Source organism: Kribbella sp. NPDC043289 (assembly GCF_056436705.1).
In genome coordinates, this window is sequence record NZ_JBWKCB010000001.1 from 1365745 (window position 1) to 1380527 (window position 14783).

General features: G+C 67.1%; 15 protein-coding genes. 8 read left to right on the forward strand and 7 right to left on the reverse strand.

Features of this window, described 5'->3' with window-relative positions:
- Positions 1 to 35: 35 nt before the first annotated feature.
- The 3 genes from AC0662_RS06410 to AC0662_RS06420 are packed head-to-tail and all read left to right on the forward strand — an operon-like array spanning position 36 to position 2743.
- A complete protein-coding gene (locus AC0662_RS06410) occupies positions 36 to 821 on the forward strand; it encodes an SGNH/GDSL hydrolase family protein (RefSeq protein WP_478298949.1) in 786 nt (261 codons plus the stop codon).
- A 57-nt stretch (positions 822 to 878) separates the two neighbouring features.
- On the forward strand, positions 879 to 1895 hold the full coding sequence (locus AC0662_RS06415; protein WP_478298951.1) for a winged helix DNA-binding domain-containing protein: 1017 nt from the start codon (positions 879 to 881) through the stop codon (positions 1893 to 1895).
- Positions 1896 to 1927: 32 nt separating this feature from the next.
- Positions 1928 to 2743, forward strand: coding sequence for an SRPBCC family protein (locus AC0662_RS06420; RefSeq protein ID WP_478298953.1), 816 nt, complete (start codon positions 1928 to 1930; stop codon positions 2741 to 2743).
- Here the strand turns inward: AC0662_RS06420 and AC0662_RS06425 are convergent.
- Together AC0662_RS06425 and AC0662_RS06430 are read right to left on the reverse strand one after the other, a co-directional pair.
- A complete protein-coding gene (locus AC0662_RS06425; protein WP_478298955.1) occupies positions 2732 to 4993 on the reverse strand; it encodes an ATP-binding cassette domain-containing protein in 2262 nt (753 codons plus the stop codon). The two genes, AC0662_RS06420 and AC0662_RS06425, sit on opposite strands and share 12 nt — an antisense overlap.
- A 72-nt stretch (positions 4994 to 5065) precedes the next feature.
- Positions 5066 to 5611 (reverse strand): MarR family winged helix-turn-helix transcriptional regulator, encoded by a 546-nt coding sequence (locus tag AC0662_RS06430; RefSeq protein ID WP_478298957.1) that lies wholly within the window; start codon positions 5609 to 5611, stop codon positions 5066 to 5068.
- A gap of 56 nt (positions 5612 to 5667) precedes the next feature.
- On the opposite strand from AC0662_RS06430, the gene AC0662_RS06435 reads away from it, so the two are divergent.
- From AC0662_RS06435 to AC0662_RS06455, 5 genes are all read left to right on the forward strand, one after another.
- Positions 5668 to 6375 carry an SDR family NAD(P)-dependent oxidoreductase gene (locus AC0662_RS06435; RefSeq protein ID WP_478298959.1) on the forward strand — a complete coding sequence of 236 codons (708 nt, stop codon included), beginning with the start codon at positions 5668 to 5670 and terminating at the stop codon, positions 6373 to 6375.
- A gap of 37 nt (positions 6376 to 6412) precedes the next feature.
- Positions 6413 to 7462 (forward strand): LacI family DNA-binding transcriptional regulator, encoded by a 1050-nt coding sequence (locus AC0662_RS06440; RefSeq protein WP_478298961.1) that lies wholly within the window; start codon positions 6413 to 6415, stop codon positions 7460 to 7462.
- 89 nt (positions 7463 to 7551) lie between these two features.
- Complete coding sequence (locus AC0662_RS06445; protein WP_452204378.1) at positions 7552 to 8841, forward strand: extracellular solute-binding protein; 1290 nt, start codon at positions 7552 to 7554, stop codon at positions 8839 to 8841.
- 14 nt (positions 8842 to 8855) lie between these two features.
- Positions 8856 to 9791, forward strand: coding sequence for a carbohydrate ABC transporter permease (locus tag AC0662_RS06450; protein ID WP_452204379.1), 936 nt, complete (start codon positions 8856 to 8858; stop codon positions 9789 to 9791).
- The gene (locus AC0662_RS06455; RefSeq protein ID WP_478298963.1) at positions 9788 to 10678 is read left to right on the forward strand and encodes a carbohydrate ABC transporter permease; all 891 of its coding nucleotides are present in this window, start codon (positions 9788 to 9790) and stop codon (positions 10676 to 10678) included. The genes AC0662_RS06450 and AC0662_RS06455 overlap by 4 nt, the downstream gene beginning before the upstream one ends.
- 619 nt (positions 10679 to 11297) lie before the next feature.
- Here AC0662_RS06455 and AC0662_RS06460 read toward each other — a convergent pair.
- The 5 genes from AC0662_RS06460 to AC0662_RS06480 all read right to left on the reverse strand — a co-directional run bounded on the left by AC0662_RS06460 (position 11298) and on the right by AC0662_RS06480 (position 14771).
- The gene (locus tag AC0662_RS06460; protein WP_478298965.1) at positions 11298 to 11648 is read right to left on the reverse strand and encodes a YciI family protein; all 351 of its coding nucleotides are present in this window, start codon (positions 11646 to 11648) and stop codon (positions 11298 to 11300) included.
- An 83-nt stretch (positions 11649 to 11731) separates the two neighbouring features.
- Positions 11732 to 12187, reverse strand: coding sequence for a carboxymuconolactone decarboxylase family protein (locus AC0662_RS06465; protein WP_478298967.1), 456 nt, complete (start codon positions 12185 to 12187; stop codon positions 11732 to 11734).
- Between the two features lie 34 nt (positions 12188 to 12221).
- Positions 12222 to 13004: a sugar phosphate isomerase/epimerase family protein gene (locus AC0662_RS06470; protein WP_478298969.1), complete on the reverse strand. Its 783-nt coding sequence runs from the start codon at positions 13002 to 13004 to the stop codon at positions 12222 to 12224.
- Positions 13005 to 13006: 2 nt separating this feature from the next.
- Positions 13007 to 13801: a carbohydrate ABC transporter permease gene (locus AC0662_RS06475; RefSeq protein ID WP_478298971.1), complete on the reverse strand. Its 795-nt coding sequence runs from the start codon at positions 13799 to 13801 to the stop codon at positions 13007 to 13009.
- A 55-nt stretch (positions 13802 to 13856) separates the two neighbouring features.
- A complete protein-coding gene (locus AC0662_RS06480) occupies positions 13857 to 14771 on the reverse strand; it encodes a carbohydrate ABC transporter permease (protein ID WP_478298973.1) in 915 nt (304 codons plus the stop codon).
- Positions 14772 to 14783 lie beyond the last annotated feature (12 nt).

Genomic DNA, 14783 nt, shown 5'->3' on the forward strand with positions numbered 1-14783 from the left:
CGCCACTCCTCGCACAGGTAAAGGCGGTCCCGCCCATGAAGTCCATCGCCAGCTTGTTCACTGCCGCGGCCCTCGGCGCCGCGATGCTGCTCAGCCCCGGGGTCGCGCACGCTGCGGCCCCGAACTACGTCTCGCTCGGTGACTCCTACGCCTCCGGCGTCGGCACCCGCACCTACATCGAGAGCAGCGGGTCCTGTCAGCGCTCCACCAAGGCCTATTCCTACGTCGACGCCGCCCGGATCGGCGCCAATCTCACGTTCGTCGCCTGCTCCGGCGCCAAGGTCGCGGACGTGACCTCGAAACAGTTGCCGTCGGTGACCAGTTCGGCCGACATCGTGTCCGTCCAGGTCGGAGGCAACGACGCCGGCTTCTCGTCGGTCATCACCGAGTGCGCCAAGCCCTCCTGGCTCGGCAACTGCACCAGCGCCGTCGCGGGTGCCCAGTCGATCATCAACAACACCTTGCCCGGCCGGCTGAACACGCTGTACGGGTCGATCAAGAGCCGGGCGTCCTCGGCGAAGGTCGTGGTCGTCGGGTACCCGCGGCTGTTCAACGGCACCGACTGCAACGCCGGGACGTTCTTCAGCCCCGACGAGATGACCAAGCTGAACGCGACCGCCGACCTGCTGAACTCGAAGATCTCCGCCGCCGCGAACGCGGCCGGGTTCGCATTCGTGAACCCGACGTCGAAGTTCATCGGCCACTCGGTCTGCGGCAGCCCCGAGTGGATCAACGGCCTCTCGAACCCGGTCAGCGAGTCCTACCACCCGAACGTCACCGGCCAGGCCGCGTTCGCCGACCTCGTCCAGCCGGCCCTCTGAGGCAGCACCCGGCTATTTCGAGATGCGGAAACGGTCGGTTCGTGGTGTCATGCTGAAGTGGCGCGGAGGTCTGTCGACTGGTTGCTGCGGGCCAGGATGCAGGCCAACAGCCTCGCGCGTCCGGTGAACGAGGCCGGCCCCGGAGGGGTGGCCGACGTCGTGCGCCGGACGGGGGGACTCCAGGCGCAGACCTGGCGAGGCGCGGCGTACGGCGTCCGGGCGCGATCCACGGCGACAACCCTTCCCGATGTCACTGTCGCCCAGGAGATCGACCGCTCGGTGGTGCGTGGGTGGTTCATGCGCGGGACGATCCAGCTGGTCGCGACCGAGCAGGCCGGTTCGCTGCTCGGCCTTCTCGGTCCGAAGCTGATCAAGGACACGACCCGCCGGTACGGCGAACTGGGCCTGACCGAGCCGATCCGCGCCAAGGCGGCCGATGTCCTGGAGGAGCATCTGCTCGCGAACGGCCCGTGTAGCCGCGCCGAGCTGGCCGACGTACTGGTGCGGGCAGGGCTGATCGCCGAGCCGAAGGGCCAGGCGGTGTACGCGCTGATCCGGCACACGGGATTGCTGGGCCGGCTCTGCTACGGACCTGGCCACGATCGCACCGAGACCTGGGTCGCCGTCCGGGACTGGCTGGGCAAACCGCTGGACCTGGACGGTGATCTCGAGGGGCTCGCCAGTCGCTACCTGGGTGCTTACGGACCGGCGACCGCGCGCGATTTCGCGACCTGGTCGGGCCTGCCCGTGCCGCTCGCGCGGCGCGGCGTCGAGGCGGTGAAGACAACTACCTTCGACGTCGACGGCACCGAGGTCGCGGCCGTTGACGACCTCCCGGGGTGCCGCGACCTCCGCATGGTCGGGGAGTTCGACAGCTATCTCCTCGGCTATCAGGACCGCCATCAGGATCTGCCCGCCAGCATCTATCCAGGCGGCGGGATGCTGCGCCCGGCCGTGCTCGACTCCGGTCGGGTGATCGGCACCTGGCGGCACGCCGATCTGTCGGTGGACCTCTTCGACGCTCCGGCGGACCTCACCGCCGAGTTGACGGACCTGGTCCGCTTCACCGGTTGATCGTATATTCCTGAGCGGGTATATATGGAGTCATGACCGAGACCTTGAGTTCCGAGAACGGGCGCACCGTCCTGCGGATGCGCCGCGAGCTGCGGCACCCGGTGGAGAAGGTGTGGCGGGCGATCAGCGAGCCGAAGCAGCTGGCCGGGTGGTTCCCGGCGGCCGTGGAGCTCGACCTGCGTCTGGACGGTCCGGTGACCTTCACGTTCGAGGGCGAGCCGGGCGCCCCGGTCGATCTGCAGTCGCGTGGCGTGATCCGCGCGTACGAACCGCCGACCGTGCTCGAGTACACCTGGGGCGTCGAAGTCCTTCGCTGGGAGCTGACGCCGACCTCCGACGGCTGCACGTTGCACCTCACCGCGACGTACGACGACCGCTCGGGATCGGGGAGCTTCGCGGGTGGATGGACGTTGTGCTTCGACGCGTTGGAGCGGGTGCTGGGGGACACCGTGCCGGAGCGGGACTATCGAATGCTGCACGAGCACTTCGTGAAGGTGTTCGGGCTCGACGAGGTGGATGTCGCGGCCGACGGCGAGCTGCGGTTCGAGCGGCAGTTGGTGCAGCCGAAGGAAGCGGTGTGGGAGCGGCTGACGGGTGCGCAGACGGCGACCGTCGGCAGCCCGCCGCCTGCCGGTTTCGTTGCCAAGGGCATTGAGCCTGGACCCGTTACGGCCGTCGAGGAGCCGCTGCGGCTCGTCTACCCGTGGAGCGGCGGCGAGGTCACGTGGACCCTGCGCGACGGGAACGGCGGAGCCCGCCTGGTACTCACCCAGACCGGCCCCGCCGCCGACTACCGCACGCCGTGGCGTGACGTCATCGAGTTCCTAGCTGCCGAGCTAGCCGGCTGAGACATATGCCCGAAGATGCTCCGCGGTGCGGGTTGGACTGCTCTCGACCAGGTCGGCAGGGGTGCCGGTGAAGGTGACTCGACCGCCCGCGTGACCCGCACCCGGACCGATGTCGATCAGCCAGTCCGCGTGAGCCATCACGGCCAGGTGGTGTTCGATGACGACCACCGTATTGCCCCGGTCGACCAGTGTGTCGAGCATCCGGAGCAGATTGTCGACGTCGGCCAGGTGCAGCCCGGTGGTCGGCTCGTCGAGGATGTAGATCGAGCCGGTGCGGCCCATGTTGATCGCCAGCTTCAGGCGCTGGCGTTCACCGCCCGACAGCGTCGTCAACGGTTGCCCGAGGCCGACGTACCCGAGCCCGACTGTTGAGAGCCGGTCAAGGATCGTCCGGGCCGTGCCGCGTCCGAAGAACTCCCGCGCCTCGGTGACCGTCATCCGCAGTACTTCGCTGATGTTCTTCCCGCGCAGCCGGTACTCGAGCACCTCCGCCGTGAACCGCGCGCCGTTGCACTCCTCACACGCCGAGGCGACCTCGGCCATCATCGCCAGATCGGTGTACACCAGCCCGATGCCTTTGCACCTCCCGCAGGCGCCGACGGAGTTCGCACTGAACAGCCCGGGCTTCACCTTGTTCGTCTTCGCGAACTCCGCCCGGATCGGGTCCAGCAGGCCGGTGTACGTCGCCGGATTGCTCCGCTTCGACCCCCGGATGGGATCCTGGCCCGCGATGATCACGCCGTCCCGACCGGCCAGCGATCCGTGGACGAGAGAACTCTTTCCGGATCCCGCGACACCGGTGACGACCGTGAGTACGCCGAGCGGGATGTCCACACTCACGTCCTGCAGATTGTGCAGGGTCGCATTGGCGATCGAGAGCTTCCCGGTAGGACGCCGTACGTCGTCGCGCACGGTCACCCGATGGTCGAGGTACTGACCGGTCAGTGTGCCGGAGGTCTTCAGCCCTTCGACGTCGCCGGCGTAGCAGAGCCGCCCGCCGGACAACCCAGCGCCCGGGCCGAGATCGACCACGTGATCGGCGATCCGGATCGTCTCGGGCTTGTGCTCCACGACCAGGACCGTGTTGCCCTTGTCGCGCAGTTGTAGCAGGAGGTCGTTCATCTGCTGGATGTCGTGCGGGTGCAGGCCGACCGTCGGTTCGTCGAAGACGTAGGTGACATCGCTGAGGCTCGATCCGAGGTGCCGCACGAGCTTCACCCGCTGCGCCTCACCGCCGGACAGCGTGGACGACTCCCGATCGAGACTGAGATAGCCAAGACCAATCGTCACGAAGGCCTCGAGCAACTGGCGAAGACCGTCGAGCATCGGACCCACGCCAGAGTGCTTGACCCCGGCAACGAACTCGGCCAGCTCGTTGATCTGCATCCGCGAGCACTCGCCGATCGTGCGACCGTCAACGGTCACGCTCCGGGCCGCTGCGTTGAGCCGGACACCCTCACAGTCGGCGCAGGTCTGCTGCCGGATCGCCCGCTCCGCGAAGGCCCGCGCGTGGCTCTGCATCGACTGCGGATCCTTGCTCAGGTACTGGCGCTTGAGCTTGCTGACCAGGCCCTCGAAGGTCAGGTTGCTCTTGCCGACCTTGATCTTCATCGGCTCCTGATGGAGGAACCGCTCCCAGGCCTCGGTCGGGTAGTCCTTCAACGGCAGGTCGGGATCGAACAGCCCGGAGCCGGCCATCAGTTGCCAGTGCCAGCTGTCGATCGAGTAACCCGGTGCTTTGATCGGCCCCTGGCTGAGACTCTTCTCGCGGTCCACCAGTTCGTCGAGGTTGAACTCGGTGGTCCGCCCGAGCCCTTCGCAGGTCGGGCACATACCTTCGGCCCGGTTGAAACTGAACACCGACGGTGGACCCACGGACGGCGTACCCGCGCGGCTGAACAGCACGCGGAGCATGGTGTGGGCGTCGGTCGCGGTGCCGACCGTGGAGCGGGCGTTGGCGCCGATCCGTTCCTGGTCGACGATGATCGCCGCGGACAGGTTCCGCAGCGCGTCCACGTCCGGCCGGCCGAGGCTCGGCATGAAGTTCTGGACGAACGCGGTGTAGGTCTCGTTGATCAGCCGCTGCGACTCGGCGGCGATGGTGTCGAAGACGAGGGAGGACTTGCCGGACCCGGAGACTCCGGTGAAGACGGTGAGCCGGCGTTTCGGGATGTCGAGCGAGACGCCGCTGAGATTGTTCTCGCGGGCGCCGCGCACCTGGATGACGTCGTGCCTGTCAGCAGGAAGCATCCTTCAATGGTGTCATTGAACCAGTCGTAGGCAGTTCGCCGTGACTCCGAGCCTGAGCAGTTGGAAAAACCTTCAACGCCGCGAGGAAGGTTTGCGAGCAACCCGGCTGACGTCGTCGAGCAGTTCCTGCAGCTGACCGGCCAGCGTGCTCCGCGCCGCGGGGGACAGCGATGCCACCAACTCGGACTCCCGCGTCAGCACCTGGTCGACGGTCCGCTCGATAAGGTCGTGCCCGAGGTCGGTGAGGATCACGAGCACCGCGCGAGTGCCGTCGTCGGCCGACCGTCGAGTGACCAGACCCGACTCCTCGGCCCGAGCGACCCGCTGCGAGATCGCCCCGGCCGTCACCAACGTCCGGTTCGCCAACTCCCGCGTGCTCAGCTCGTACGGCGCTCCCGCGCGTCGCAGCACGCTGAGCAGGTCCAGCGTCGCCGGATCAACGCCGGCTTCGGACAGCACCCGCCGGCGGTCGTCGGCGAACAACTTCGCGAGCCGCCACAGGGGAGTCACGATCTCGATCGAGTCGGTCGGCGTCCCCGGACGCTCGCGCTGCCAGGCGCGGGCGATCTCCGAAGCAGGGTACGGACTCGGGCCGTCGAGCGGATAGTTGTCGGTCACGGCACCCATGCTACGTTTAGGGCTAAACATTTAGGGCTAAACGTGAGGATGTCGTGATGAGAACGATCGTGGTGACCGGGGGAGCGACCGGGATCGGGCGAGCGACCGCGGAGCGGTTCCGGGCCGACGGCGACGACGTGGTGATCACCGGGCGGCGCGCCGACGTACTGGAGAAGGCCGCGGCGGAGCTCGGAGCGCGGGCGGTGGTGTGCGATGCGACCGACCCGGCGCAAGTCGAGCGGCTGGTGGACGAACTGCCGGAGCAGGTCGATGTGCTGGTCAACAATGCCGGCGGCAACACCGATTTCGGCCGCCCGGACGGCGACCTCGCGCAACTGAAAGCCAACTGGCTGGCGAACCTCGAGGCCAACCTGATCAGCGCCGTCCTGACGACGACCGCCCTCGCGCCCCGTCTGACCACTGCCGTGGTGCACCTCGGCTCGATCGCCGGCGCCCGCGGTCCCGGCTCGTACGGCGCCTCGAAGGCGGGCCTCGCGCTGTGGAACGCCGAGATCGCCGCCGAGCTGGGCACGCGCGGCATCACCTCGAACGTCGTCGCACCAGGGTTCACGGCCGAGACCGAGTTCTTCCAGGGCCGCCTCACCGACGAGCGGCGTGGCGCGTTGCTCGCGGCAACGCTGACGAAGCGTGAGGGCCAGGTGGAGGACATCGCCGACACGATCTACTTCCTCGCGTCACCCGCTGCTCGACACATCACCGGTCAGGTGCTGCATGTCAACGGAGGCGCCCTGACCAGCCGTTGATGCGTGACAACGGGCATCAGATGTGACAATGGGCGACATGCGTCCGACCGTCAAAGATGTCGCCAAGCTGGCCGGGGTGTCGCCGAAGACGGTCTCGAACGTGATCAACGGCATCGTCTTCGTCCGCCCCGAGACGCGCGCCCGGGTCGAGAGCGCGCTCGCCGAGCTCGACTACGTGCCGAACATGAGCGCTCGCGGACTACGCAACGGACGCTCCGGGATGATCGCGCTGGCGCTGCCCGACCTGCTCCGGCCGTACTCCGCCGAAGTGGTGCACCTGGTCGTCGAGCTCGCCCACGAGCGCGGCTGGGGCGTGCAGATCGAGCAGACCGCCGCCGAGCCGACCCGTGAGTTCGAGCTGCTCTCGAAGGCTCGCGCGTACTTGGTCGACGGCCTGATCCTGAACCCGGTGAACCTCGACGACAGCGCGGTGATGTCGGCCGGGCCACTGCCGCCCGTGGTCCTGATCGGCGACGTCGACCAGGACGTCGTCAGCCAGGTCGCGATCGACAACGTGGCGGCCGCCCGCGAGATGACCGAGCATCTGCTGGCCCGCGGCTGCCGCCGGATCGCCACCGTCGGTACGCCGGAAGTCCCGCGCGGCTCCAGCGGCGCCGGCGTGCTCGGCGGATCAGCGGAATCACCGGGTACGGCGGCCTCGCGCTTGCGGACCATCGGATATCACCAGGCCCTCGAGGCGGCCGGCCTCCCGATCGATCCCGCACTCGAGGTCAGCCTGGACCGGTGGAGTCCCGAGGGCGCGGCGATCGTCGTGGGGAAGTACCTGACCGACCACGAGTTGCCGGACGCGTTCTTCTGCTTCACCGACTCGATCGCCTCCGGTGCGCTGGCTGCCCTGTGGAGCGCGGGCATCGACGTACCGGGGCAGACGATGGTGGCGGGGTTCGACAACATCATCGAGAGCCAGTACATGATCCCGCCGCTGACCTCGGTCGACTTCGACCGCCGGGCGTTCGTCGCGGCCGCGCTCGATCTGCTGGCCGAGCGGATGGCGGACAAGGACGCGCCGCCACGCAGGGTGATGATTCCGCACCGCATCGTCGAGCGCGTCAGCACCGAACGCTAACGGTCGCGTTTGCACAAAATCACACAAACGAGTCTTGTGTCGGCCATTCTAACGATGTAATTTTCGGTTCGCCCCTTGAAGGAGACCGAATGACTGACCTCTCCCGGCGCGGACTGCTGAAAGCAGCAGCCGCGCTCGCCGGTGGCGGGCTGCTCGTCGGCTGCGCGCCCGGCGGCTCGCGCTCGACGACCGACCTGAGCTACTGGCACCTCTTGACCGGCGGGGACGGGACGGTGATGGCAGGCCTGGTGGATGCCGTCAACGCCGCGAACCTCGGCTTCCACGCCACCCAGACGGTGCTCGCGTGGGGCCCGCCGTACTACACGAAACTCGCGATGGCCTCGGCCGGCGGCCGCGCCCCCGACGTCGCGATCATGCACGCGTCCCGGATCGCCGGCTACGCGCCCGGCGACCTGCTGGAGCCGTGGGACCTCGACCTGCTGGCCGAGGTGGGCCTGCACGAGAGCGACTTCCCGGCCCGCGTCTGGGAGAAGTGCCAGTACGACGGGAAGCTGTACGCGATCGCCCTCGACACCCACCCCTTCGTGCTCTACTACAACACCGAGCACGCCGAGAAGGCCGGTGTCACGGACACCCTGCGCTCGATGAAGAGCCCGGAGGAGTTCACCGAGGTCGCGACCAAGCTGCAGAAGGTGACCGGCAAGCACGGTCTGTCCTACGGGTACCTCGGCGACGGTGCGCAGATGTGGCGGCTCTGGTACACGCTGTACAAGCAGACCGGCGCCGACATGAAACTCGTGCCCGGCCAGCCGGCCGAGGTCGACCACGACGCCGCGGTCACGACACTCAAGTTCGTCCAGTCGTTGCTGAACGACACGATCGCCTCGCGCAGTGGCGACGGCGGTACGGCGACCAGTGAGTTCCTGCACGGCGAGAGTGGCATGTTCCTCGGCGGTGTCTGGGAGCTCCCGGTGCTGAAGGACGCGAAGATGCCCGTCGACGCGATGCCGATCCCGACCCTGTTCGGGACCCAGGCGGCGTACGCGGACTCGCACACGTTCGTGCTGCCGCGGCAGGCGAAGGTGTCGCCGGAACGCCGCAAGCACGTGTACACGATGGTCGCGGAGATCCTGAAGCGGTCGGCGAAGTGGGCCGACGGCGGTCACATCCCGGCGTACCAGCCGGTGGCGACGGGTGCCGAGTACCAGGCGCTGAAGCCGCAGTCGAACTACGCGGGTATCCCGGCGTACGTGAACTACGACCCGGACGTGTGGTTCAGCGGCGCGGGCAGTGACTTCCAGAACTACTTCGCGGAGAACGTGCAGAACGTGTTCCTCGGCAGTGGTGACCCAGCGGCCGGGTTCGACGGGTTCGTTGCGCGGCTGAACAAGCTGCTCGACCGCCCGCAGCCGGTGTGAGAGGAGAGACACAGATGTCGACTGCCATCGACACTCCGGCCGTCGCGACGGAGGAGACCATCGCCCAGGGGAGGGCGAAGGCCAAGCGCGGCGAGACGTTCACCGGGTGGGCGTTCGCGGCGCCGTTCGCCGTACTGTTCGTGCTCTTCCTCGTGGTGCCGGCGATCTACGGCCTGTACCTGAGCTTCACCGGCGAGACGCTGACCGGCGCCGGCAGCGGATTGGTTGGCTTTGCCAACTATGGCGAGGCGCTGACCGACCCGGACATGTGGAAGTCGCTGGGCAACACCGTCTGGTTCACGGTCCTCAGCACCGTCCCGCTGATCGTGCTGTCGCTCGCGCTGGCGCTGCTGGTCAACCTCGGGCTGCCCGGCCGCTGGCTGTGGCGCCTGTCGTTCTTCATGCCGTACCTGCTCGCCTCGACCGTCGTCGTGATGTTCTGGAGCTGGATGTACAACCCGACACTCGGGTTGATCAACGGCGTACTGGCGAAGTTCGGGGCGGCGCCGGTGGCGTGGCTGCAGGACCCGAAGGTCGCGATGATCTCGGTCGTGATCACCACGCTGTGGTGGACGATCGGGTTCAACTTCCTGCTGTACCTGGCCGCGCTGCAGAACATCCCGGAGGAGCAGTTCGAGGCGGCCGCGATCGACGGTGCCGGCAAGTGGCGGCAGCTGTTCTCGATCGTGATCCCGCAGCTCGGACCGACCACCGCGCTGCTGGCCACGCTGCAGTTGCTGGCCTCGCTGAAGGTGTTCGACCAGATCTACATGCTCACCAACGGCGGCCCGGCCGGATCGACGCGGTCGATCGTGCAGTACATCTACGAGTCCGGCTTCACCGGTTACCGGTTCGGTTACTCGTCGGCCATCTCGTACCTGTTCTTCGCGCTGATCGTCCTGGTGTCGCTGGCGCAGTACAAGCTGATCAACCGCAGGAGCGCCGCATGAGCACCTACACGCTGGCCCGGAACGTCCGGAAGATCAAGCAGACGCACAAGCCGGGCGAGAACCCATGGAGTGTGTCCAGACTGGCCGCGCTGCTGGTGCTCGCGGTGCTGGCCGTGACCTGGCTGGTGCCGTTCGCGTGGGCGGTGCTGACGTCGCTGAAGAGCGAGGCCGACGCGGGTGCGTCGAAGATCAGCATCACCCCGCCGGACGGGTTCAGCTTCGATGCCTACCGCAAGGTGCTGTCCGCGGGCGACATCCCGTCCTGGGCGTGGAACAGCCTGATCACGTCGGTGGCGATCACGCTGATCACGGTCGCGACGTCGGCGCTGGCGGGGTACGCGTTCTCGCGGGTGAACTTCCGGGGCAAGCGCTGGCTGTACGCCGCGATCATCGCCGCGATCATCATCCCGCCGCAGTTGCTGATCGTGCCGCTGTTCCGGCAGATGCTGGCGTTCAACCTGGTCGACACCTACTGGGGCATCATCCTGCCGCAGGCGTTCGCGCCCGCGATGGTGCTGATCCTGAAGCGGTTCTTCGACCAGATCCCGGTGGAACTGGAGGAGGCCGCGCGGGTGGACGGCGCGAGCCGGCTGCGGGTGTTCTGGTCGATCGTGCTGCCGCTGTCGCGGCCGATCCTCGCCGCGGTGGCGATCTTCGTCTTCATCGGTGCGTGGAACAACTTCCTGTGGCCGTTCATCGTGACCACCGACGCGCACCTGATGACGCTGCCGGTGGGCCTGCAGACGGTGAAGAGCGCCTACGGCCTGCAGTACGCGCAGAACATGGCGTCCGCGATCCTGGCCGCGTTGCCGCTGGTCGTGGTGTTCCTGTTCTTCCAGCGCCAGATCATCAAGGGAATTGCTACCACTGGCTTCGGTGGTCAGTGACCCGACCGGAACAAGGCATGGACACCGATTTCGATACGCGGGATTCCGGTTACTATCCCTTGAAAACCCGATCACTCTCAGCGAGGGTTGCCTGATCACTTCCGTGTCGTTTCCGGGTGCGGGGAGGACGGGGGAGTGTGCGGTCACACGACTGCGTCCACCGCCACTCGGGGGCAGTTCACGATGAGAAGGGGGAAGTGTGTCAGCGATGAAAAGGCTCGCCGAGCAGTGCCGTGATGTGAGGAGTCACGGCAACGAGGGACTCGGCCGAGCTTCCGTCCAGCCAGCGGTGTGCACCGGCATCCACGAGGTGAGCTCGTCGATTCCGTCGGTGCCTCCGCGTCGCGTGGCGATGCTGAGGTTGAGCAACGGGATGAGGACCACGCTGCGACTCGGCGACGGTGCCCAGGCACCGGCGCGTGGCGCGACTGTTTTCGTTCAGGGTGGCCGGGGCATGGGTGATCAGCCCGCCTCAGGTGGGGTCATCCTCGCCTCGAGCTAGCCCGCAACGACAGCAGTTCTGAGTCAGTGACTCGCCGGTCTCAGGTGTCAACGCCCAGCTGAGGCCGGCAAGTTCCTCCAAGAAGGACGCCCTGCCGACCGCACCCGGCAGCGACCTCTAGTCCTTCATCGGATCGGTGAACTCGCGGATCTCGATCGGCGAGTACCGCGCCTCCGGCAGCCGGGCCGCGATCGCGGTCGCCCGCTCCAGGCTGCACTCCACGACGTAGTAGCCCGCCAGCACTTCCTTGGCCTCGGTGAACGGCCCGTCCGTCACCGCCGGTACGCCGTCGTTGACCTTGACGACCCGCGCGTTCGCAGTGGTCAGACCGATCCCATCGACGAGTTCACCGTTGGCCTTCAGCTCCTCGGAGAGCACGCGGTGCTGGTCGAGGACACCCTCGATCCCTTCGGCATGCAAGGTGTCCCAGGTCTCTTCGTTGCCGTAGATCAGCAGCATGTACTTCATCGGCAGTCTCCCTTCACCCCGGGACGTCGGAGCCCCGGACGCCTTCTCGACATCCGGGGCTCACAGTATCGGTCACCTATCCGTCACCAGGTGGCACCCGCAGGCGCCCGTACCGTGGTGTTGAGGCGGTTGAACAGGTTGGTGAGTCCGATCATCAGGATGATCGCCGACAGTTCCTTCTCGCCGAAGTGGTCGGTCGCGGCGTCCCAGATCTCGTCGCTGACCGCGGTCGGGTTGTCGGCCAGCCGGGTCGCGGCCTCGGTCATCGCGAGCGCGGCCCGTTCGGCGTCGGTGAACAGGTCGGAGTCCCGCCAGGCCGCGACCTGGTGCAGCCGCTCGTCGGTCTCCCCGTTCTTCAGGGCCGACTTGACCCCGCCGAAGACGCACGGCGAGCAGCCGTTGATCTGGCTCGCCCGCAGGTGCACGAGCTCGAGCGTCCTGCCGTCCGTGCCGGACTGCCCGATCGCCTTGTAGATGTTCTGGATGCCCTTGGTGGCGTCCGGCAGGATCTGAGCGGGGTTGGTCATCCGTGCTTGCATGGGAGGTTCTCCATCGGGTCAGTGTCTGTTGATGTCACTGCCTTGACGGATGCTGCGCGGCCGATGTGACAGCGAAATGCAGATCTCTCCGAAGTCGTTCCTCCACCGGTACTGCGGAATCGGAGTACTGCGCTGTCAGGCACACCGGCCCACTCCACGAGAGTTGCTGCACCGTGGAGAACACCGCCGACCAGTCGGACAACCCGTCCTCGGCCTCCACGAAGTTCGTCTTCCACCCGGCGTCGGTGCGCTGGTAGTGCACGTTCTTCAGGTTCACGATCCCGAGCCGCTCCGCGCCGAGCTCGAGCGTCACCGCGGGATGATCACCGGCCAACGCATCATGCGCCGCGTCCCACACGAGCTTGAACCGCGACGGCAGCCCTTCCAGGAGTTGCAGTACGCCGAGCGTCGACGACACGTAGCGCCCGTGGTGCGGCTGCACACCGACCTGTACGTCGTACCGCTCGGTCAGCGCGACCGCCTGCTCGAGGAGTTCGCGGTTGCGCCCGACCGAGGCGGCGTACCCGTCGGGTCCGAGTTCGGCCATGATCCGGATCATCGGTACGCCGGACTCGGCGCACGCCGCGAACACCGGCTCGGACAGGTCGCTCGCGACACTGATCGGTTCGATGCCCTCGGCCCGTAACTGTGCGGTGAACTTCGGCAGCTCGGCCTCGACGTTCGCCGGTGTGACGTACGCCGTGTCGCGCACCGGCACCTCGGCGCCACCGAACCCGATGCCGGCGATCAGCCGGCCGAGTTCGGCCCCGGGCAGTCCCGCCCACGGTTTGGTGAAAACGGACCACAGATAGGACATGTTCAGCGGCCTCCCAGCCCACTCATGGTGATACCTCGGACGAACCAGCGTTGCGTGAGGAAGAACAGGATGATCAGCGGGATCGTGGTGACGGTCGCCGCCATCAGCAGCAGGTTCCACTGGGTGCCGTTGGTGTCCTGGAACACCTGCAGGCCGACCGACGCGGTGCGGGTCGCGTCGCTGTTGGAGATCACCAGCGGCCACAGCAGGTTGTTCCACTGGCCGATGAACTTGAACACCGCGAGCGTCGCGATCGCCGGGACCGCGAGTGGCACGATCACCCGGACGAACGCCTGCCACCGGTTCGCGCCGTCCAGCCGCGCGGCCTCCTCGTAGTCGCGCGGGATGCCGAGGAAGAACTGCCGGAGCAGGAACACCCCGATCGCGGTGAACGCGTGCGGCAGGATCATCCCCGGCCAGGTGTCGATCCCGTGCAGCTTCGCGACGAGCACGAACTGCGGGATCAGCGTCACCTGCGACGGGATCATCAACGTCGCGAGATAGATCCCGAACAACCAGCTGCGGCCGGGGAAGTTCAGTCGGGCGAACGCGTACGCCGCCAGCGCGGCCGTGACCGTTTCGAGGATCGTCGTACCGGCAGCGAAGTAGACGGTGTTCAGCAGGTACTTGCCGAGCGGCACCAGATCGAATGAGCGGGTCAGGTTCTCGGGGTGCCAGCTGCTCGGCCAGAACGACGGCTTGGCGGCCATCGACTCGGCGTCGGACTGGAACGCGACCAGCACCATCATGACGACCGGGACCAGGGTGATCGCGGTCACGAGGAAGCAGGTGAACACCACGACCTTCTGGCGGATCTCAGTTGTGCCACTAGTTGTTCGGCTAGTTATCGCGCTAGTTGTCATAGTGCACCAGCCTCCGCTGGAAGAGGAACTGCCCCGCGGTGATGATCACGATGAACGCGAAGAGCACGAGCGACTGCGCCGCGGCGTACCCCTGGTCGTAGTTCTCGAAGCCGGTCCGGTAGATGTACATGACCAGCGTGGTGGTGCGCGTGCCCGGGCCGCCGTTCGTCATGATCAGCGCCTGGTCGAAGACCTGGAACGAGCCGATCACCGACGTGACGATCACGAAGAACAGTGCGGGCGACAGCATCGGGAGCGTGATGTGCCGGAAGCTGTTCCACGGCGACGTCCCGTCGACTCGTCCGGCTTCGTACAGCTGCTGCGGGATCGCCTGCAGTCCGGCGAGGAAGACGACCATGCCGAAGCCGAAGCTCTTCCAGACGCTCATCAGGATCAGTGCCGGCATCGCCCAGTTGTCCGAGATCAGCCACGCCGGTCCGCCGATGCCGAACCACCCGAGCACGGCGTTCACCAGGCCGTCGTGCGGGATGTAGAGCCAGATCCAGACGAACGCCACCGCGACCGTGATGGTTGCGTACGGCAACAGGAGCAGCGACCGGAAGACGGCGATCCGCTTGAGTCCCTGATTGAGCAGCAACGCCAGCGCCAGGCTGACCAGGATCGTCAGCGGCACGCTGAGCAGCGTGAAGTACGCCGTGTTGCCGAGCGCCGACCAGAACGTCGGGTCGGGGCCGAGCCGGGCGAAGTTGTGCAGACCGGCCCAGGTGGGTGCGCTGAACAGGTTCCAGTTCAGCAGCGAGATGACGCCGGCGGCGACGACCGGGCCGGCGGTGAAGATCAGGAAGCCGATGAGGCTGGGCAGGATGAACAGCCACGCGGTCAGCGCTTCGCGACTCCGCCAGCGCGGCTTCGGGGCCTCGCGTGGGGTCACCGGTGTGGTCACTGGAGATACGGT